21 protein-coding genes and 1 pseudogene are annotated in these 20,055 nt (G+C 48.7%); 3 read left to right on the forward strand and 19 right to left on the reverse strand.

The annotated features are described in order from the left end of the window. Positions 1–46: 46 nt before the first annotated feature. On the reverse strand, positions 47–979 hold the full coding sequence (locus tag BM202_RS26015) for a beta-1,6-N-acetylglucosaminyltransferase (RefSeq protein ID WP_093831700.1): 933 nt from the start codon (positions 977–979) through the stop codon (positions 47–49). 51 nt (positions 980–1,030) lie between these two features. Next, on the reverse strand, positions 1,031–2,335 hold the full coding sequence (locus BM202_RS26020; protein ID WP_093831702.1) for a WD40/YVTN/BNR-like repeat-containing protein: 1,305 nt from the start codon (positions 2,333–2,335) through the stop codon (positions 1,031–1,033). 346 nt (positions 2,336–2,681) lie between these two features. Between BM202_RS26020 and BM202_RS26025 the strand changes: the two genes are divergently transcribed. Beyond that, positions 2,682–3,020: a hypothetical protein gene (locus BM202_RS26025; RefSeq protein WP_143100753.1), complete on the forward strand. Its 339-nt coding sequence runs from the start codon at positions 2,682–2,684 to the stop codon at positions 3,018–3,020. Positions 3,021–3,137: 117 nt separating this feature from the next. Here the strand turns inward: BM202_RS26025 and BM202_RS37370 are convergent, their stop codons facing one another. From BM202_RS37370 to BM202_RS38345, 6 genes and pseudogenes are all read right to left on the reverse strand, one after another. Beyond that, entirely contained in the window at positions 3,138–3,311 is a 174-nt protein-coding gene (locus BM202_RS37370) for a hypothetical protein (RefSeq protein WP_177236682.1), read from the reverse strand. Between the two features lie 165 nt (positions 3,312–3,476). Continuing rightward, positions 3,477–3,680 carry a hypothetical protein gene (locus BM202_RS26030; protein WP_093831706.1) on the reverse strand — a complete coding sequence of 68 codons (204 nt, stop codon included), beginning with the start codon at positions 3,678–3,680 and terminating at the stop codon, positions 3,477–3,479. 329 nt (positions 3,681–4,009) lie between these two features. Then, entirely contained in the window at positions 4,010–4,384 is a 375-nt protein-coding gene (locus tag BM202_RS26035; RefSeq protein WP_245776787.1) for a DUF3244 domain-containing protein, read from the reverse strand. 285 nt (positions 4,385–4,669) lie between these two features. After that, positions 4,670–4,777: pseudogene (locus BM202_RS38335) on the reverse strand (hypothetical protein); the annotation flags it as partial. 63 nt (positions 4,778–4,840) lie between these two features. Then, positions 4,841–5,197, reverse strand: coding sequence for a sensor histidine kinase (locus tag BM202_RS38340; protein ID WP_245776788.1), 357 nt, complete (start codon positions 5,195–5,197; stop codon positions 4,841–4,843). Continuing rightward, positions 5,146–5,751, reverse strand: coding sequence for a sensor histidine kinase (locus BM202_RS38345; protein ID WP_245776792.1), 606 nt, complete (start codon positions 5,749–5,751; stop codon positions 5,146–5,148). Before BM202_RS38345 ends, BM202_RS38340 begins: the two co-directional genes overlap by 52 nt. Before the next feature lie 368 nt (positions 5,752–6,119). On the opposite strand from BM202_RS38345, the gene BM202_RS26045 reads away from it, so the two are divergent. Beyond that, positions 6,120–7,841 (forward strand): amidohydrolase family protein, encoded by a 1,722-nt coding sequence (locus tag BM202_RS26045; RefSeq protein ID WP_143100754.1) that lies wholly within the window; start codon positions 6,120–6,122, stop codon positions 7,839–7,841. 64 nt (positions 7,842–7,905) lie between these two features. Here BM202_RS26045 and BM202_RS26050 read toward each other — a convergent pair whose 3' ends face one another. Beyond that, complete coding sequence (locus tag BM202_RS26050) at positions 7,906–8,712, reverse strand: DUF2490 domain-containing protein (RefSeq protein WP_245776789.1); 807 nt, start codon at positions 8,710–8,712, stop codon at positions 7,906–7,908. A 132-nt stretch (positions 8,713–8,844) separates the two neighbouring features. Then, entirely contained in the window at positions 8,845–9,177 is a 333-nt protein-coding gene (locus tag BM202_RS26055) for a hypothetical protein (protein WP_093831712.1), read from the reverse strand. 352 nt (positions 9,178–9,529) lie between these two features. On the opposite strand from BM202_RS26055, the gene BM202_RS26060 reads away from it, so the two are divergent. Next, positions 9,530–10,048, forward strand: coding sequence for a hypothetical protein (locus BM202_RS26060; RefSeq protein ID WP_093831714.1), 519 nt, complete (start codon positions 9,530–9,532; stop codon positions 10,046–10,048). An 8-nt stretch (positions 10,049–10,056) separates the two neighbouring features. Here BM202_RS26060 and BM202_RS26065 read toward each other — a convergent pair whose 3' ends face one another. From BM202_RS26065 to BM202_RS26105, 9 genes are all read right to left on the reverse strand, one after another. Then, complete coding sequence (locus BM202_RS26065) at positions 10,057–11,070, reverse strand: hypothetical protein (RefSeq protein WP_093831716.1); 1,014 nt, start codon at positions 11,068–11,070, stop codon at positions 10,057–10,059. A gap of 16 nt (positions 11,071–11,086) precedes the next feature. Next, positions 11,087–12,109, reverse strand: a complete 1,023-nt coding sequence (locus BM202_RS26070; RefSeq protein WP_093831718.1) for a glycosyltransferase family 2 protein — start codon at positions 12,107–12,109, stop codon at positions 11,087–11,089. A gap of 8 nt (positions 12,110–12,117) precedes the next feature. After that, positions 12,118–12,939 carry a DUF5672 family protein gene (locus BM202_RS26075; RefSeq protein ID WP_093831720.1) on the reverse strand — a complete coding sequence of 274 codons (822 nt, stop codon included), beginning with the start codon at positions 12,937–12,939 and terminating at the stop codon, positions 12,118–12,120. Further along, entirely contained in the window at positions 12,936–14,006 is a 1,071-nt protein-coding gene (locus BM202_RS26080; protein WP_093831722.1) for a glycosyltransferase family 9 protein, read from the reverse strand. Before BM202_RS26080 ends, BM202_RS26075 begins: the two co-directional genes overlap by 4 nt. 2 nt (positions 14,007–14,008) lie before the next feature. Next, on the reverse strand, positions 14,009–15,103 hold the full coding sequence (locus tag BM202_RS26085) for a glycosyltransferase family protein (protein WP_093831724.1): 1,095 nt from the start codon (positions 15,101–15,103) through the stop codon (positions 14,009–14,011). Between the two features lie 65 nt (positions 15,104–15,168). After that, positions 15,169–16,365, reverse strand: coding sequence for a glycosyltransferase family 4 protein (locus tag BM202_RS26090; protein ID WP_093831726.1), 1,197 nt, complete (start codon positions 16,363–16,365; stop codon positions 15,169–15,171). 92 nt (positions 16,366–16,457) lie between these two features. Further along, a complete protein-coding gene (locus BM202_RS26095) occupies positions 16,458–17,111 on the reverse strand; it encodes an acetyltransferase (protein ID WP_093831728.1) in 654 nt (217 codons plus the stop codon). Between the two features lie 51 nt (positions 17,112–17,162). After that, complete coding sequence (locus BM202_RS26100; RefSeq protein ID WP_093831730.1) at positions 17,163–17,861, reverse strand: WbqC family protein; 699 nt, start codon at positions 17,859–17,861, stop codon at positions 17,163–17,165. 64 nt (positions 17,862–17,925) lie between these two features. Next, positions 17,926–19,983 carry an ArnT family glycosyltransferase gene (locus BM202_RS26105; protein WP_093831732.1) on the reverse strand — a complete coding sequence of 686 codons (2,058 nt, stop codon included), beginning with the start codon at positions 19,981–19,983 and terminating at the stop codon, positions 17,926–17,928. Between the last annotated feature and the right edge of the window lie 72 nt (positions 19,984–20,055).

Genomic DNA, 20,055 nt, shown 5'->3' on the forward strand with positions numbered 1-20,055 from the left:
TTTTACTTGCGTACCGGCCAGATTGTGATGATTACTTATAGAGTCATTAAAATGGAGTGACACCTGTTAGATATTGATCCAGGCGGTCGAGCACTTCACTATCTACCGTTTCGTCGAATTTCCGGGCGAAAAACTTGCCCGAGTTTAACATATCGGGTAGCTCACCAACCGAAATCGGTTTTGTGTAGCTGCCGTCCGGCCGGTCCCATTGCATGAAGGTCATGCGATGATTGTAAAGGGTGTTCCGGATTGCGTCAGGCGCATTCAGGAGAATAGTCTGAAAGAAAAATTCTTCGGGTACAAACGTAGTGTGCGCGAACTTTATATAGGATGGGTTTGACCGGGCAAATTCTACCAGGTAGCGGGCTATGACGGGTTTTACCTGAAACCAGTTCGTGCCGAAATACATTTGGTGACCCATCGGAAACTGTCGGGGCAAACTAAATAGACCACTTAGACGTAGTGTTACATTGAATAGCCTTTTCTTGAAATCCTGAGGATTAGGGTATGGATAAACAATCGTGCGGTGCGGTTTAATGGATAAATAATATCGATCTACGCGCTCGATCAAGTGAAGGCTGTCCTCCGTGACGACATCATAATCCAGGATCGTCTGGTCTATATGATTGGCCAGCCAATTGTGTAGGGCCTGGTTTGTTACAATTGGATAATCCTGCCCACTAAGCGTAATGATAAAGTCGGGTTCTGGGCGTTTTTGTAAGATTGTCTGAAATCCGTTTAGGTAAGCGGCTGATAACGAAAAATCACCCCATGAAACAGGGGTTCGTTTGGTCAGCCATATTACACTCGCTGATGGCACCTGGGAAGCGGCTAACGCGAAAGGTTTTACGTTTGACTTTGCATCGACGTGTATATAAAATAGGCAACCTGGGTAGTATAACTTTCCCAGCAACCGTCCCAATTGATCTGGATTTTTGTGGGCGAAAATCAAGTAGGCAATCCGTACCGGTTGTTCCATGACAATAGCGTTGATTTAATGGTGCCAGATGGATAGAATTCTCTTATAGGGCTACTTCAGCGAATACAACTGATGCGTGTGCAGTTGACTTCCCGCTTTGCCATAATACGTGATGGATATAAACAAAAGACTGGAAGGGTTTACGGATGACGTTACCAGTCTTACCTCATTTTGCGTGCCATCGAAATCTATCACCTTGACCCAGGTTTTTCCACTGTCTTTTGTGTACATGAGCAGGCATCTGTTGTGGCTGCTTAAACAACTGTAGGTTATGGCCCAAATCTCATTACCGGTAGGTGTTTCTCTGGTAACCATGTTTACAACAGGGCTACGTCGATAAGGATCGGACATTACTTTCTTTTCGAAACGTCTGCCATCCTGCGTTTGGATTAAAAAGTTGGTTCCTCCCAGATAATCACTTCCTAACAAGATACTGGTACCGGTTTCAGCCATTGAGAGGTAGCCGCCCATTTGGTGGTGAAACCGGTTCACTAATCGCCAGCCCGGTTGTTTTTTTGAGACTTGTTCACTAAAATGAGTGAGCGTTGAATTAAGCCACAACTGTTTCCTGTTATCGCCATCCGTTAATACAATCGCTTTTAGATGAGGGGAATAACGAACCACATGAATGTGCTTGTTGACGCCACTTCTCTGTAAGAAATCCGTTCTGTTCCATGTTTGCCCCCCGTCAGTTGAATAATATAGAAAGGCTAAATTCTGCCAGCTATTCTTATTCCATATAGACCCATATTCGCCAAGTAAAAGCACTTGATTTGGCAGTTCGGTCATGCCATTATTATATAGGAAATAGCTAACTGAACTGGATAAATGTAGAACAGCCTCGAAGGAGATTCCACGATTCATGCTCCTGTAAATAAGGCCATCGCAACAAACGAACAGCGTACTGTTCCGGCTAATGAACATCGACGATATAGCCCCTGTGAAACTATGGACTAAGACAGGGGTTGAAAGCTGATTTTCAGAATGATATAGCGCAGTAGGATTAGAAAACCGGCATCCCCACAATGTGTAGTCAGCAGCTTCAATACAGTATTTCCAGTCAGTCATCAGGCGTTCAAATCCAACCGCTTCAAGCGCAATCTGGTCATTTACCAGACTGGCCTGATCGCTCAACTCCCCCTGGTGATTTAATAATAAGCAGGCTTGTTTTTGAAATAGAATATAGCGTGATGGACGGTACAACTTAAATCGGTGGTTCACTTCCCAGTAGCAAAATGAACTTAGTTCCCGTAGCTTGCCGACTCGATAAATAGACAGTAAAAATCCCCAAAGGTACTTGAGGAGATTACGATCTCTGATCTTTAAAATGTTGTAATACCTGGAGGAGACATCCATTGAATTAAGGAGGTGTGGTAAGGAATCAGATAAATTTCTGAATTAGCTGATTCACATACCATTACGCCTGGGTGAATGGTAGTCCTTTCTAGGTGAGCGACCCGTTTTGAAGGGTAATTGGTAAACGTAGTAGAAGCCGGGGCTGGCTGTTCAAAAATAAAAATCAACTGAAACTATACATTGCCCCATGCACTACAGGCAGGATTAGCAGACCTGGACGGTCGTAACGCTTGCAACAAGTAAAAGGAGATTTTGTGTCTGTTCAATAGGTGAAACGTCTCGCTGCTTTCAAATCTCTTGTGCGTCCGTTTCTATAGGTTACAGCCGATTCTCAAAGCTGATCTATGTGAAGACCACATCGCACATTTTTCTTTCATTATCCCTATTGACGGCTTGTCAAAACAAGGATGCCACACCCGATTGCGGCTGCGACGGACCAACTTACGAGGTGCTAACGGATAAAGCCGCTATCTACAAAAAGGGGACTATCAGTACGTTGCGAGCCACTACGCTAAATGTAGATGGCTCTTATTTGTTGGCTTGCAACCCTGGTTTTATTGAGGGCAAAGCGGCTGAAAACGACACGGTTTTTATCAGTGGGAAAGCGCGGGCAAACTGTTTCAAGGGCGAAACCCTAAGCGCGTTGCCAGGTATGCTGGAGCTGACAGAGATTCATAAGAGATGAACCGTATACGTCAAGACCTGATCTAAGAAACAGGAAGTATCCGGTAGGTCAGGTCTTGACGTATGCCATTGAACGAGTAAAGCTTAACCGGAACATTAGTAATATCATTGCCGTCGATCAAAGTAGATCTTCGGGTTTCACATCCGGGTGATTCTCGTCAATCAACTCTTTCAGTTCGTCAATATTCTTCACAACGCCTTCGTCTGGTGTGCGATCACTTTCCTGAATTTCTGAACTAAACTCAGGGGCTTGCTCGTCAAATGATTGGGATTTAGCGGGTTGATCTTCCATGGATAGTTTGTCTGGATGTAGTAGTACAACACAACGAGTAGGCCCGATTGTTTAGTTGAGTAAAGTCTGCTTGCAGCATAGGGCTGTATAAATTCTTTGGCTTACCCCGTGCTCGGCAGCGATGAGATACGATGATTTATTGCATGCCACTGTCGTATCGGTGTTTTAAATCTCATATACCTCGTAGGCTCCAAACTCATCGACAAACTCAATCTCCTTAACATCCGCATACCCACTCGTGAGCATGGCATCGAAGTCAGCCTGAAATAGGGCTTCACTTTGTATATAGCGGGCAATAGCCTCATCTCTTGTTGTATTGAGGTAGCAACGCCGTTTGCCGGTAAAGCCGATGGTGATGATTTTGTTCATATACTGATTGGCGGACGTATCATAATTTAATCGTCTCCTAATAAATCATGATCCTTTATTTCCTGTTAAGAAATGGGGCAGATTTTTCTGTCTTATGTCAAGTAATGCACTCAGCCAGTAGTCTCTTGATTGCTGGCTGTTTTAACAAAAGCAGGGCTCCTTATTTACTTACCCGTTGCCTTTTTTTCAGGCTGAAGAGCTTTAATCACAACCGGTTGGTTAGCAATTCGTGAGAAACGGGAAAAGGCTCCTGTAGTAGGGACATAGAGACCCAAAAAAACAGCCCGGATGTTGGTCTGGGCTGTTTTTCTAATTTTACCTACCTGTTCTTACTGCATGGCGATGGTCCGGGTGGTGGGCTGAAGGGGCTGATTGGCCAGGGTTAATTGCTTGCGGATGCTGCCTTCCTCGGATTTGATTTCCAGTTCATATTGCCCATCGGCCAGTTCACTCACATCCAGTTTCACCGCATACTTGGCCTCCTTCTTGCTGATGTTCTGCCGATAAAGCACTTCGTTGTTTTTGTTACGTAGCAGTACCACGACGGGTACTTCGGCGTTTTTCTGGACGGCCAGCCGGATTTGGTTGTTGAGGGTAACATAGGCGCTGGCATCAAAGGAAAGGGCCTTGGGATTGGTGGGATTGATCAGGGTAGATGCACTCAAAAAAAGGGAGGCCGCGACTTTGCTCATTAGTGGTAACATGATCGTATAGTGTTTAATGGTTCGTTGTTTACTGAGTTGCTATACCTAATCCAAAGCCCGTGCTAATTGCAATTATTGTTGATTATCAATACGTTGTGCTCTATGACATTCACGTATATTGTCCGCAACTGGACAAAGCCTGTTCACTTGCGGACAAAAGAAGAAGTTTATAAACGAAGGAGAATTAACGGCTGTCGACGTTTAATGCGTAGGTGACAGACTGCCTGGCGATAACCAGAATTGATAGGTTCGCTGGTAACTTATCGAAGGCAAAACTACTGGCTCTCACCCACCTAGCGGTAGGCGAACGGCCATGATAGTCCCTTCTCCTTCCTGGCTACTAACCGACAAATGGCCGCCATGCCCTTTGGTGACAATGTCATAGCTTAAAGAAAGTCCTAACCCTGTGCCCTGTCCAGCGGGCTTGGTGGTAAAGAAGGGCTGGAAGACCTTTTGCTATATCGACTCCGGCATGCCCATGCCATTGTCACAAATCTGAATGGTAATGAAGTCTGCTTCCTGATTGGTAATGACTTGAACTTTAGGTTGATAGCCGGGATGGGCCTGACTTAGCCACTTTTGACGAGCGGCATAGAAAGCATTATTAAACAGATTTAAAAAGACACGTCCTAGTTCGGGAGCTACCACCGGCACCTTACCTATATGCGGGGCAAAGTTGGTTAGTAGCTCGCATTGAAAACTTTTATCGTTGATCTGCAGACCGTGGTAGGCCAGGTGTAGTGACTCTTCGCAGCGTGCGTTCAGGTCAGTGGGATGGCGTTCACCAGTGCTAATTCGGGAGTGCTCCAGCATGCCACTGACAATGGCCGAAGCCCGACCTCCGTGCTGGCTGATTCGTGCAGATTCTGCGCTAGATCGCCCAATAGCTCATCCACCAGGTCCCTATCGCGACTGGCTTTTGTAGCTTCCTGGCGTAGCTCCTCCAGCAACTCAACCGATACCTGAGAGAAGTTATTGACAAAATTTAATGGGTTCTGGATCTCAGGCGCAATGCCCGCCGTCAGTTCGCCCAAGCTGGCTAATTTTTCCCGTTGGATCAGCTGGTCCTGCGTCCGATGCAACTCATCCAGCGACTCTTCGAGGGCCGCCGTGCGTTGTTGCACCTGTTGTTCCAGCGTTTGGTTCTGCTGGGCCAATAGCTGCGTCGGTGTGCTGTTAATCCATTGTTTATCATTATACGCTGGGCTGGCCCAGGCTGGGTTGTGACCCACCTGAAACCGCCAGAATTCATCGGGTAATGCCTCATCTAAAGGCAGGGTAAGGACAGTTGAGGTTGATTGAGCCCGAGCCTCCGGTAAGGTCAGGAGGCCTATGAACAATACATAAAGCCTAAAAACTAAGCGCATGGCCAGTTCGTACTAAATTGCTGAAATCTAACGTAGTGAATGAGTTACCTGCGTCAAGTCACACTCACTGACAGTCAAAAGTGCGGACGGGCTGGCCATTCTTCAAGGTATAGCCGGATGAATTGAGTGGATAAGGGTTTCAACTGTCAGGCTGACGGGCTCAACTGTAAGGCTGGCTGATCCCGCTATTTTGTTACCAGGCCGCCAGGAAGAAGGATGCCTATTGCCGTAAATTGCAGATATGACAGGTTGAATTTGATAACTTCGAAAGATGAAGCCAATAAGAGCAGCGCGTGGTTTTCATCACCAACTTACCGGAATAATTTGGAGCTGGGGTCAGTTTACTAGCTGCTGAACTGAAGATTTTTGTGATAGCACGCCCTTACCTCATCTGTTTACCTCTTTCGCTACGTCTATCTGTTATGCCCGAAAAATCAAAGCCCCGGCCGTTCATTAACGCGCATACGCACATCTTCACCCATAAAAATGTGCCGCCGTACATCGCAAAAACGCTGGTTATCTTTCCGTTTTATTTCCTCCTCAATATTCCGCTGCTGATTCGGCTCGTCCATTATTTTACCCATAAGCAGGGCGACAAGCTTCCCTTTCAGATACGTGACGGGTTCACAGAGTTGCGATTTCTTATTAACCGCTACACCCAGCACAAGCTGATAACCCGCTTGCTGGTGTCGGTGCTGGATATTGGAATCAGGCTGCTGAATATACTTTTCGTCATCTCGTTTCCGATCTATTATGGAGGCTGGCAAAAGAAGTGGGGCTTTTTTGATTCAGTCATCGACCAAATACTGGGCGTCTCTATTTTAGGACGGATTCTGTTCGTTGTTTTCTCTGCCTTGCTGTTTGCCCCCGTCCGGCGAATGTTTTGGTGGGTTCTTCGAAATATCTTCGGTTTTCTGAAAAGCCTGACGGGGCCTCAAACAATAGCGTTAGTCAAGCGCTACGTTGCCATGGCTTACTACGCGGATAAATTCAATCAAGGCGATGTATTCAGGAATCTGACGAATCTCTATCCGGATAACACCCGCTTTGTGGTGCTTCCGATGGATATGGATTATATGGCAGCCGGTAAACCCAGAGAAGATTACGCGCATCAGCTGGCTGATCTGAGGGGAATGCTCAAATCGCAAAACTCGTTTTTTAAGAAATACGCCCTGCCCTTTGTGGCGGTCGACCCGCGACGGATTGCCGATCCTGCCAATCAGTTCACTCACCAGTTTATTACGCAGCTTATCGATCAGGATGGTTTCTGTGGTATAAAGCTTTACCCGCCAATGGGCTATTTCCCCTTCGACAAGCATCTGCTCGAAACACTGCTTTGGGCTTGTAAAAATGGCGTTCCGGTAACGACCCACTGCATTCGGGGAATCATCTATTACCGGGGCCTCAAACAACGCGACTGGGATTTCCACCCGATATTTAAAGATAACAAAGGGAAGCCTATCGCGCTACGTAGCTACAAGAACCGTGAATTCAGTTATAATTTCACCCACCCGCTCAATTACGAATGTCTATTGGACCCGGCTTTGTTAGCAGACGTATTACGGTATCATAACGACCCCGCCCTCAATCAGCTCTACGACTTCGACGCCAGCAATCCGAACGCGGTACCGGCCAATACCCTGACTGAGCTCAACCTCTGTCTGGCTCACTTTGGCGGTGAAGATGAATGGGAGCGATTTTTAGATCGGGATAAGGGCGACTTTGAAATAGCTCTGCATGATCCACTAAAAACCTATACGCTGGACAAAGGAAAAATGGAGCCCTATTGGGAATCGGTTTCCTGGTTTTCCATTGTCTACAATATGCTGCTGAAATACCCGAATGTCTACGCCGACCTGAGTTTTATTCTCTACGATGAACGGATCATGAATCTGTTGAAACAGATCATGCAAACACCGGAAATTTCCGACAAAATTCTGTTTGGTACCGACTTCTTCGTGGTGCGCCAGAAAAAAACCGAAAAAGTACTCTGGACTGATCTTCGGGCCGAGCTGGGCGAGACTGCTTTTTATCAGATCGCCCAGACCAATACAGCACGTTTTTTGAACCTGACGCCCGCTACTCCATAACGCTCAATTCCGGATGGAAAAGTCAGCATAACGTAGTAGTAATTGAGATAATACGTCTAAACGGCTATCGGCCTTTACTAAAATCGAGGTTATAATTCAGGTTCAGGCGGAAACCATTATTAATTTCAAAAATTGGGTTACCCGTAACTGGATCAGCCTCCGCATGTTGCACCACCTGATTTAGGAAATTTAGTTCGAGCTTGACATTATCGCTGATCTGATAGCCGATTCCGCCCGACAGCCGATTTTGGTTAAAGATGTTCTGCTCTACCTTGCGGCCGAAACCAATAAACAGTTCATCGAAAAAATTTACGTAAAACTCACCATCATCGACCGCGTTTCCCTGCAATGGAAATTCGCCGGAAATCTGGTAGCGAATTCGATGCTGGAAATCCCACTGGGCTACCTCCCGCGGATTTTGATCGGCGAGCGTGCCCAGCCACCGCTGCTCCAGCCGGAACCGGTGCGTCAATTTCAGCCGACCTAAAGTGTCGTTGAGTTTCAGATCTTCATACAGTCGATGTTCAGGGTAAGGTACGCCCGCGTCGGCCTGCGGGTAACGGCCGTAAGGATACGTAGTGAAATACGTATAACCCGCGCTAACGCTAACGCGGTCACTTACTTTACGGATCAGCCCAAGGCGTGCTAATGACTGCTGCCAGCTACGGATCAGGTCGATACGTCGCCACTGGTATTCGGTGTGCAACGCCCAGCGTTTGCTTAGTTTATGATCGCCGTTATAAACATACCAGCCAATGGCATTGTGATCCAGTACCCGGTTCTGACTATAGCCAGCTATACTAAGTAAACCGAGTAAGCCGCTCACTACCAATCGCCTGCTAAGAAATATTTTCGCTAAAGGGTGCATCATGCGCTTTTCATAATCTGTAGAAATAGGACTGATATGCCCATCATCTCGTAGCAGTCGAGGCCGTATCGACCGGCATAAAAAAGCCCGGCCAAAAACGGGACGGGCAATTCTATACAACGTAGTGTCTGATTGCTAGTGCGTAGCAACAAGGGACGGGAATTCTTCAGCCGTATTGACAGCGCCAATTTTTGAGACCGATACAACCAGCGTTGCCAGGGCTTCTTTATCGCGCTCATTAATCATGATTACCCAATCGGTCTTGATAACTCGGTGCGTTTTGTGGCCGATAGGATCATGAACGGTTGCGTTCGTTGCCTCTTTGCGCGAGAGCGTAATATTGATCTCGTCGCCTTCAGCAAACGTTGGTACGAAGCTAAAATAGCCGTCAGCCACAATGGAGGCTGCTTTATTCTCGGCTTCGGGCTCATAAAAAATAACTTTCAGGTTTTCGGAATTACTGCTCATTGGATCTTGGGCGTGATTGGTTAAGATGCACACTTGATTAACCGGCAGCAATTACTAAATGTTATGGATGTAGCTTTGCCCAATCATTGATGAGGCTTCGGACCGCACGGCAGTTTAGTTTTCCCAACGATCTGTTTCGAGCGTATAGTGGGGAAAGAACAGGATAATATCTGGAGTTTAATCACCTGTTCAGGTAGTTTTTCGTATAAATTTGCCCGTTCGATCAGAAGCGCTGCGTAGTCGGTTATATGAGCGAAAGCTTAATTTGACGATACAGGTTCATCTCGTTTCCGAATGGGTTTATCTGCTCTCAAAGGCAGAACCCCAGATTACCACTCAGTCTGATTTATTAATGCGTACCGTTAGGCTTCCTTGCGTGTTGTTTTTCCTCTTGCCGATTTCATTGTATGCCCAGCGCTATAAGCCCTACAGTTCGTCCTGGAAATGGGCGGCAACGGCCGAGGTAGGCAGCGTCAGTCCTGGCTATTCACTCAATGCTGAATATTCTCCCGTTCAATTTAAAAAGAGCTTTGTCGTGCTTCGGGCGGGTATTGGATACCTGTCGGAACGGTATAGCAAGGCGGCTATTCCGCACGCCATAACGTGGGCTGTTTTATTGAATGGGAAAGAAAGAGGCTGCCCATTGAGCGTACCAGAGAAAGCGCTTTTTCTGGAAATTGGCGCAGGGGGAGCTTATTTAATTGAAAATACGTCGAAGATCAATTATGTGGGCGGGCCGGTTATTGGGCTGCGTCGTTATTTTATGTACAATGAGCGGGCCACGGGATTCCTGAAAATCCAGGCTATGCCGCTCATCGCCGACCGCATAATGCCCTGGGGTGGTGTCGGTATTGGCCTCGTAATCGACTAAAAGGCTTATTACAGTTTTACCTGATCAAAAAAGCGCGTAATAGACCGTAGTGATTTGACCGTCGTATGTCGCCAGCCACGCAGCACGACCGGTTCGGGTTTCTGTCCATAAGCCGGTTCGATTAGCTCAACCAGCAACGATTTATACCTGGAAAGAGCCTGACGATACGTAGTTAACAGCGTTGCGGCATCAGGGCGCTCCGATATACGAACTCGATTCTGGTATGGGAAAAAGCCTTCGTCGGGATTTAGCAATCCCTTAAAATTGACAAACGGCACCGGCTGGTTTTGTCCGGCGGGGCCATCGGCGACCCAATTCGTTCCTTGCTGGCGAAGCGTGCGCTCAGGTAAATTCCAGAGGGCTACGTGCCAACCCGGATTACGAACGACGACTACGTCCAGGAAAAATACCGGTACATGCATGAGCCACAATTGATCGAGGCAAAGGCCCGCACAAAAATCGATATACGCCCGTTCCCGCACCCGATCATCCCACCAGGTTAGCAGCCGATCGGTTTCAGCTGATCGCCGGAACGCCAGAAAATCGGCGCTGTACAGGCCCACATTTTGAAAAAATTTTTCGTCGGGCCATTGCGTGTCTATGGCTCCAGCCTGGCCGGGATGGCGGGTGATAAAAGGTGTCAGCAATGTATTGGCCGTGGCCAACCGCTCCCAAACAGGTGTTAACGGCCCGACAAACTGGATGTTTGGATCGGCATAAAGTAACCTGTCTGACTGCGGATACCGCCGAAATATCTCCTTGATAAACAATGGCTTGCAGGCAGTCGCAAATTCTGTAGGTGTATAAACGGACGATAACGTAGTAAGCTGCTCAGTCGATAACAACTCACCAATGGGCACCAGCGGATAGGGGGAAACAAAGCCCGCAGGCAAGTGCACTGGGTCGTCGGCTAAGCCGATTACAACAGACGCTGACGTGCCATTGGCAGCAGATTGACAAAAACTGTCACCCAGCGCGAGGGCCTGGGGCAGTTGACGAATTGTACAGATAGTTACTAACACAGGGCGCAAAACTACGTCATTCGAGTATATCGCCCAAAACCGCTAGATAAGGAGCGTACCAATTGGCCGATGCATCGGCGTAGCGATTGTAGTTGCCTTTGCTCAAACTGGTCAGCACAGGAAGCACGCGGGATAGTCTTTCCTGCGGCAAATTACCCCGCATCGTGAAGTGCGCTAACCGCCGACGGAGCTGTGGGAAACCGGGTGCATCGGCGGGAATGCGTTCGCTTAGTAACTGGCTGATGGTAGTTAACTTCGCCTGTTTGGCACGTAGTGGCGCCAGTTTTCCCGCTCGTCGGCGCGCAAAGCGATCTTTCAGCTCGACGAGTTCGCCCGCTTCCTGCTCGCGAACGCCAATCTGCTGCTGAACGTGGGTTCGGTAAAGCTGCAAGGGTTGATCAATAAACTGAATCGCGTTACGTGTTGCTGCAACCAGCGCCATCCAGCCATCATAAATATAGTCCGGTATGTCAGTTGGAACGGGCAGTGCCAGCGAAAGAAACGGTCGTCGGATTGCCATGGCACAGCCCATCACCCGGTTTCCGTCGAGTAAGACTTCCATTGCTTCGCCTGATCGCCAGCGGTCCTGCGCGCGTTTGTCAAACCGGACAACCTCCCAAAACCGTCCCTGACGGCCTTCCAGGTGCTCGTCTGTCACCCAGGCGTCGCAGAAAGAAATCTGGGTTTCCGGATGCTGAACCATGTAGTCCGTCATGGTACGGATTTTCTCGGGTAACCAGAAGTCGTCCTGATCGCAAATGAAAATCAGGTCGCCCGTACAGGCCGCTAAAGCGCGCTCAAAATTTTTGTTAGAACCCAATCGCACCGAATTCTCCAGAATACGGACCGGAAACGGCGCTTCAGCAGCTAACTGACGTATCAACTCAAGCGTCCCGTCAGTAGACAGATCGTCGGAAATAACTAATTCATCGGGCTGCTGTTCCTGATCGAGCAAACTTTGCCATTGCGCAGGCAAGAAGGCCACGCCGTTGTAGGTGCAAAGCGCAATTGAGATCTTGGGTCGTGCTGAGGCAGTCATACAGGCGGTCAGATTTGGTAGCCGTATCGGGCGAAAATTGGGCGCCAGTAGTCGGTTCCGTGGATGTTCCAGGCATGGCAGCCGAACGGTAATTTCCCTTTGTTATAATCCTCGATGGCCCGCTGCGGATAGAATTCAATCGAAAAATGCATGGCTTTGCGGAAGTCGGGAATCCGTAACCGGGGCCAGTAACGATTGACTTCGATGCTCCAGAAAACGTCTTCGTGATACTGGTACATAGGAATTCGTTCGTATTCCGCAATCTCTCGTTTAAACACCTTCAACCAACGTAGCATGGACGGAATACGCCGGAGGGTAAGGCCGCCGTTGCCAACGGCATTCAGGGTAATAATCTCGCGGGGCATTATGCCATCCGGCTTTTTCAAGTTAAGCCAGGTGGCAAGGCGTCGTTTGATACCGAAAATAAACTCGTCGCTCCAGCTCGTAAAATCGCGGTCGCGCAGCCAGGGTGCCCCGATGTAGTCGTACTGCTGCTGACACCAGTACGGCAGATCATCCTGAAAAACAAAGGCATCCAGTTGATAAATCAAGACATATTCCTGATCATCAAAAGCCTCATAAAAGTCTTCCGACATCATCAGGCGATTGTAGCCCTGAACATCGGTGAAATAACTGTCATCGAACGTCCGAACCTGAATTGTTGGCGCGATTTCGCGGTAGGCAGTACTATCGAGCGAATGCGGAGCGGCCAGCAGGAGCGGATAGTTGCCCAGCACCCGAACGCATTGCGTCAGTGAAATGCGCTCATACTCGGTCAGTTGTGGCTTATAAACCGGAAGTACTACGTTTACGCTTACAGACTGATTCATACAAGTTTGGACGCGCCTAATTGCTTTTGTACCGCTTCCTGCACCCATTCGTAGGGCAACTCGGCGCATGGGTGACCGAAATCGTTCAGGATGGTGATGCCTTCCCCCCGTTTGTAACGACCGGAATAGGGCAGATAGTCCACGAAGTCATACAACTTGCCCAACAAAAGAATGGCATCAGTATTCATCGCGTTGGCCATATGGGCGGGACCGCTGTCAATACCGATGAACAGCCGGGCCTGCCGAATGACGTCGGCCGTTTCCAGCAAGCTCAACTGGCCGCATAAACTGCGAAATTGCGGATGCTGTTCGGCGACGGTTGGCGTCAGTCCCACTTCAATAATCGGATACGGATACGTAGCAATCAGCCACTTTACAAGTCGATTCCAGTTATCGGCGGGCCAGTCGCGAAGCACGTGGCTGGACTGGCAGTGAATAACGATCGGGCCACTGGGTATAGCCAGCGATTGAACGCGCTCCCGAACGCTGTCCGGAATATACATTTTCGGATCGGCGGTCAGCGCGGGAAGGCCAGCTGCCTGCGAGAATATGTACAGCAAATCGCCCCGATGGTAGTAATTATCGAAGGTCAGACCAATTTGGTCAGCCGTTGGATTGATCGGATCATCAGGGCAATACTTACACTTTCGGTGTGAGATGTGCAGGTTGTATACCTTATCATAAATCCCTGATTGAAGCAACTGAACCCGTTCGCCGGGGCATTTTTCGATCAGATACCCATCCAGATTGGGGTTATATTTTACCAGGTCGACAAAAGCCTCGCGTACAACCCAGATGATGTAGCCATCGGGATGCCGCTGACGAACTTCGCGGGCGACTGGTTCACAGGCAATAATGTCTCCCATCTGCTCCGACAAAATAATCGCCACCAGGGGCCGGTTGCCGATGCTTTTTTTGATCCGTTTTAGTTGCCGGTATTTGGCTGCAAATGAACGATACCGCTCAAGAATGTGGTTGATTTTATCGTAACGATAGCTCCATACTTCCCGAAACGTAGGCCCCTTATCAGGTTCTTTGGGAGAGCCATTTATGTTGATACCAGTCATAGTTAACGGGATTCTAACAGCGAAATAACTCGATTAAATGGAGTTTTCAGCAATTTACGTACTCGTTGATACCGCCGAACTACGGGGGGCTTGATATACACGCAGGGATATGGACGGTATTGCTCGTTGTAATTGGCCAGCAACCGCTCCCGATACAAATCAAACAATGGCCGGACGTCGGGCCGTTGCTGTTCAGGCCGATCAACGTATCGCCCTGATTTACCCGCTTTTGCTACGTCCTGATTCGCGAACCCGTAGCGCGTCTGGTACTTGGAAATCTCATCCGGGCGATCAGGATTATACCCACTGAAATGGAAAAATAATAATGGCTGCGCCGATTCTGTTGACGTTGGACGACTGCCTGAATCCGTATCCAGAGTTTTTTGATTTTTTATGATCCACTCGCCCGCGTCGTTCTGCGAAAAATAACGTTCGTGCAGGTTCCAGTAGGCCGCATTGTACCCTACGTGATGATCAATCAATACGTTGTCGTGATAGACTGGTGCGAAATTAACCCACTGCTGATCGACAAAAAGGCCGGCACACAAATCAATCCGGCATTCGTAGACGAGCCGATCTTTCCACCAGTTAACGAACTGCCGAGCGGTTATGTCGTTACGTAAACCAATGAAGCCGAGGTTAAAAATACCCGTATTCAGGTGGTGCTGCTCGTTTGGCCGTTCCCAATCGGGGGTGGGGGAGCAGGTATGTGGCGTCAGCACCAGGCTATAGTTCGTCAGAGCCTCGTTCAGTGCTGTCAGCGGCTGAAAAACAATAATATCGGGGTCAAAATAAATAACCTCGGTCGCATCGGGCGATGTTTTATAAAAATAGTCGATGAAAAACGGCTTAACCGCCGTGTTCAGCTCCGTAATGTCGTAGCGGTCGCACATAGCCGCAAAATCAGGTATCCCAATCTGATCGACTTCAATCATGGGATAATCCGGCACAAGTTCAGCAGGTAGATTGGCCGTACTTAACTTATCAACCAGCCCGATGACGTACTGATACGCCGGATTCGTTTGCCGAAGCGAATCACCCAGCGTTCGGGCCTGCGCTAGATAATTGATGGAACAGATGGTAAAGGCAAGCGTCATAGAGTCAGTGTAGCGGCCATCTACAAGGTGGTTAAGTAGATCCCGTCGCCGGTAAAGCCCAGTTTTCAGGCCATCAGTTTATTGAACAAAGTTACAAGAGTTGCGACGCTTTGGTGGGCCGGATGACGTTCGAGAATTTTTTGCCCGAGCCGTTCCCCCAGTTGCCTGCGTAACCCCGGCTGGCGAAGTAGTTCGAGGACGCGATCACTCATAGTATCGAGATCAAGATAGGGCACTATGAAACCACCATCGGTTTCAACAAGTTCGGGAGAACCACCAGCGTCGGCAAAACAGACTACGGGCACACCGGACAAACCCGCTTCAAACACCACCAGCGGATAGGGGTCTTCGCGGGAACAAAGCACAAATACGTCGAAGCGGCTCATGTACCGTAGCACATCGGGCGTTGGTGGAATCAGGTGAACCCGATCGGCCAGCCCCGCTTTTCGAATGTCCAGTAGCAAATCGTCCCGTAGTGATCCGGGTGGTACGCCTACCCACACAAAATGAACGGGTGGGTCCTGAGCCGTGGCCCGACCAATTACCTGCCGAGCTAATGTTACAAAGAGATCATTACCCTTGCGCCATTCCGCGTTCCCACATCCGCCTACAATCCGGGCATTGGCCGGCAACCCCAGGGATTCATACATACTGGGCTGCTGACGCGCCTGCTGCACGTTTCGCTCCAGCGACGGCGTATCAATGAGTGTATACAGGGTTATGCGCGCCGGATCGAAGCCGTGTTGTTGCTCGTAATAGCGGGCAGTGGCTTTGGAGACAGATAGTAATTGGGTAGTCCTGTTGAGGAGGTATTTCAACTGGTCGGGTTGGGTATACATCCGAACGGACATGTCGAGTTCATGGACGAACGTAATGACCGGTATTCTGTCGGGAATGTCCAACTGACCAAACCAGCGGCTGCTCGTTACTGTATTGACTAAGACAAGATCGACGGAATCCAGCCTCAACTGCGCCCGCACTTTTTGTTGATGCGCTTTTGTCTGTCGGTCATGAAGCTGTTGCCATACGCCTAGTTTCCAGAGCACTTTGTCCGTCAACGCATCCACTACGTAGCGGTTGGGCGCGGGCCAGACCACAACGGGGCAGATGGCTCGATACTCATCCAGCAGTTGGCCGCCATCGCCTAAAAGCAGGCGCATCTGAATGCCGCCTTCAGCCTTCAGCAAACGCATCAGGTTGAGCAGAACGAGTTGCGCGCCGGCGCGGTTGGCGTCGTGGCCTATTAATAGTATCGTTTTCAGCTTTCAGTGAACGGTTTACGGATTTTGGTCCTAGCATACAGCTTTGGCTACGTAGTAAATAACCGAAAACTGAGTACTGAAAACCGAAAACCCTAATACGCTTCGTAACTTGGTTTGGGAAGCTTTTTGGCAGGATTGCCGAGGTATAACCCCCATTCTTCCGTGTCTTTGTAAATGGCGGAAGCCATAGCGACGAAGGTACCCGTAGCGATATGCATGTAATCGCGGATGGTGCTGTTGACGCCGAAAAAGCAGTAGGGTTCAATGACACAATGCCCCGACATGACTACGTGTGACGTAAAGAAAACGTGGTCTTTGATCTGGCCGTGGTGACCAATATGGTTACCGCTCCAAAGCACTACGTTGTTGCCGATCGTGGTAAAAGGCTGAATGGTGTTGTCTTCCAGAATGAAGCAATTTTCGCCAATCTGATTACCGAACAGGGTCGCTTTGGAACTGATGTACGAAATGAATTCATACCCTTTTGCTTTGGCTTCGAGGTAGATCCGCTCGCGGTTGCGGTTCATGTTTTTGCCCGTCATAGGAGCGAAAAACTTGTATTCCTGCGGAGGAAACAGCGTTTCGACATCCTCAAACGCTACCAATGGCAACCCCTGAAATTCGTTTCCGCTGATGTACTCACGATTAACGGTGAAAGCTGCTACGTCGTGCTCAGAATCGTGTGTGAGGTAGAAGTGCGCCAGTTCGGCCGTATCCATCACCCCGAAAATAATAACCTTTGCCATACTTCTTTGAATGATGAATAATGACGGGGCGACCCCGTCATTATTCAGCGTTTACACCAATTCATACTCTCCTAGTAATACTTTCACGGCAGCTACGTCATTGAACATCAGCGCGTCGATGATGGATAGCCAGGGTATAAAGTCGTTCTTAAATTGCGGGTACTCGACCCGGGTTGCTTTAATAAAATTCAATTCGATGCCCGCTTTTTCAAACGTTGGCTTGTCGTACAGTTCTGTGCCGCCGATGGGATTTATATAGCGCGTTGCGTTCTCCTGCCGACAAATATCCAGAATTCGTTCCTGAGCTTTTAACTCTACGTTTGCATAAACCGATGAGGACTGTACTAATCGCGTGGTCAGACCGAGATACTGATTCAATTCAACGAGGCTGAAATACACCAGATCGGCAATGGAATCGGTCGTAAAATTGACGATTTTTTCGGTCAGGGGCATAACCGTTGCATAATATGGGGCCTTCCGATAGCCCTGTTCAATCGTTTTCAATAACTTACTTCGCCACTTCGGATCATCGGCCAGATGCACTTCATTAATTCGCTTATTCTGACTGGCATCTTTGAGCGGCACTGTGAAGAGATACTCCTGTCCGTTGATCAACACTCGGTTACGATTAATCCAGCCCCGGTTAATAAACGCCACATCGTCGTATAACACGAACGTATCAACCGCACTCATCAGCTGCATGTAGCCAATGTAAGGCAGGAAATAGGGCTGCATGATAGCAAGCGTCATAGGCGTGGTTAGTCGTCAGTAATCAGTCGCTAGTCATCAGTTATTACTCATGACTAGCGACTATTTATTTCAGTTTTCGTAAATAATAATCTTCTCCCGGCACAATCACAGTTTTGCGCATGGTTGTGTCGGTACCTAAGCGTATATCGCCGGGTTGGGGTGACATTACACTTTTATCGAAAAATAAGAAATTCGCGCTCTTCGGAATAGGCTTCAGCCCTTGTTCAAAAGGATTGATGACGATGAGCCGACGTGACAAGTGTGGTCCATAAAGTGGATATTCGTAATCGTCGTTGATCGTGGCCAGAGCAACCGTTGCATTGGCTGGTACCAGTTCGTCGAAGCGTTTGTAGGGAACATACACATCTGGTCGGCCGAGGGTCATTTGCTTAATTCGATCAGATTCAAACGCCGATGGGTATGATTTGCCATCCAGCGCCGTCCAGGAAAAGGGCAGCACCCGCGTATTCAGGAACACGCTTAGTAAGGCTGATAGGCACCCCAATACGGTCACCAGCCCTATATATCCTTTCCAGATCGTTCGTTTTGGTACGTCTACGGTTGTGCGTGGATGCAGGAATAAAAGGGCAAGAAATGTAACCCCAAAGAGCCCTGTTTCGATGAAGTAACGACCTTTGAACGGATCGTAAGGTGCGGAGTAGGAGAGGGCTAAAAAGTGAAGACCCAGCGCTAATCCTAGAAATAGATGGGGTGTTGAGCGAACGTAGCCGATCAAGACCAGAAACAGCAGGGGAAAAATCAGGCCGAAGCCGAAAATACCCCAATAAGGATTGGCATTGTAGAAGACAAACTTTCGGTCGAAGGCGAACGGCTGTATGGAGAAGTCAGTTTCTTCGTCTAACCGCATGTGCAGTTTATCTTCCAGCACCACCAGTGGTTGCCGTATGGCATGATTCAGCTCAGCACCAATTTCGAGGTTGCGAAGGCCATCTAAATTAACGTGGTCATAGCCATAGCGCACAACATTACGGCTTCCCTGTTCGAGCAGATTATGGAGCGAACCGGCCCGCTCAACAGACTGGTGTTTAAGCGCCGTTGGGGGCCCAATCGGGTGGCCAAATACTTCGATATTTTTTAAATAGCCCGTTGGCAATGTCCAAAGGCATACGCCTATAGCAATTGCTCCTGCCAGTCGCCAGGTGCGCCCAAACGTAATAGTCCAGGACGGCGACAGGAAAACGGTATACATCATGATGACAAATACCGATGGCAGCAACAGCGCAAACGTAATTTTATGCCCGAACGCGATTCCAAAAGCCATGCCTGCCAAATACAGATAACGGCTATCGCGAGGGTTAGTCGTTTGATAGGTAAATAACATGTAGAGCAGCACGCTTAGGTAGGCCGTCAGCACAATGTCGGTTTCGGTCGTAATCGCCTGCATCAGGAAATCGGGGAGCAGGGCATAGGCCAGCGCACAGAAAAAACTGGCGGATAATTTATTCTGACCGATACGCTGGACAATCCCAAATACAGCGACAATCGCTGTCCAGTAACTCAGGTGATGAATAAATTTGAAGCCATTTTCGAAGTGACCCGTCATCAGGAATGCATAGATCTGGAGCGTGCAGACACTCTTCGGATACGTATCAATATTCCAGTTCGTACCACCAAAATGGCGCATGGTCCCCCGCTGCACGTATTGCATTACCCGATTCAGGTGCCCGGTCATACTATCCCACTCATTGGGGACGGTAAATAGCACCAGCAATACGTTCGTGACGGCAATAACAGCCAGTGTTCCGAAGAGGATTGAGAAAAGAAAACGCGAATAACCAGACAGTTGCCTAAACCAAGCCCGAAACGTTTGTATTCGTTGCTGAATGAGCGGCCACAGCCCAAACGGCTCGCGGTTGGGAATCAGGCGTTTGAGAATTAGGCTAAGTACTGTCGCTGTAACGAACACCGAACCAGCCCATACGGGCGTGTTGGCTGTCTGGTAGAGCGCCGACAAAATGAAACCCGTTAGAATAACGCTCCCGGCACCTAACAGAAACGCAGTTAGCCACCACTCAGTCAGCGACGGGCGGCAGATGTGCGTCGAAAGCCGTCCGACGTAAATGAGGAACAGAAAAAGAGCAAGAAGATCTAAAATGGTCATACTAAACAATTCACCGCGCGGGAGTAGCCCGAATGAAAAATAACCGTCCGGGGAACTACGAATGACTTAATC

Origin of the sequence: Spirosoma endophyticum (assembly GCF_900112365.1) — a bacterium.
Taxonomy (GTDB): Bacteria; Bacteroidota; Bacteroidia; order Cytophagales; family Spirosomataceae; genus Spirosoma; species Spirosoma endophyticum.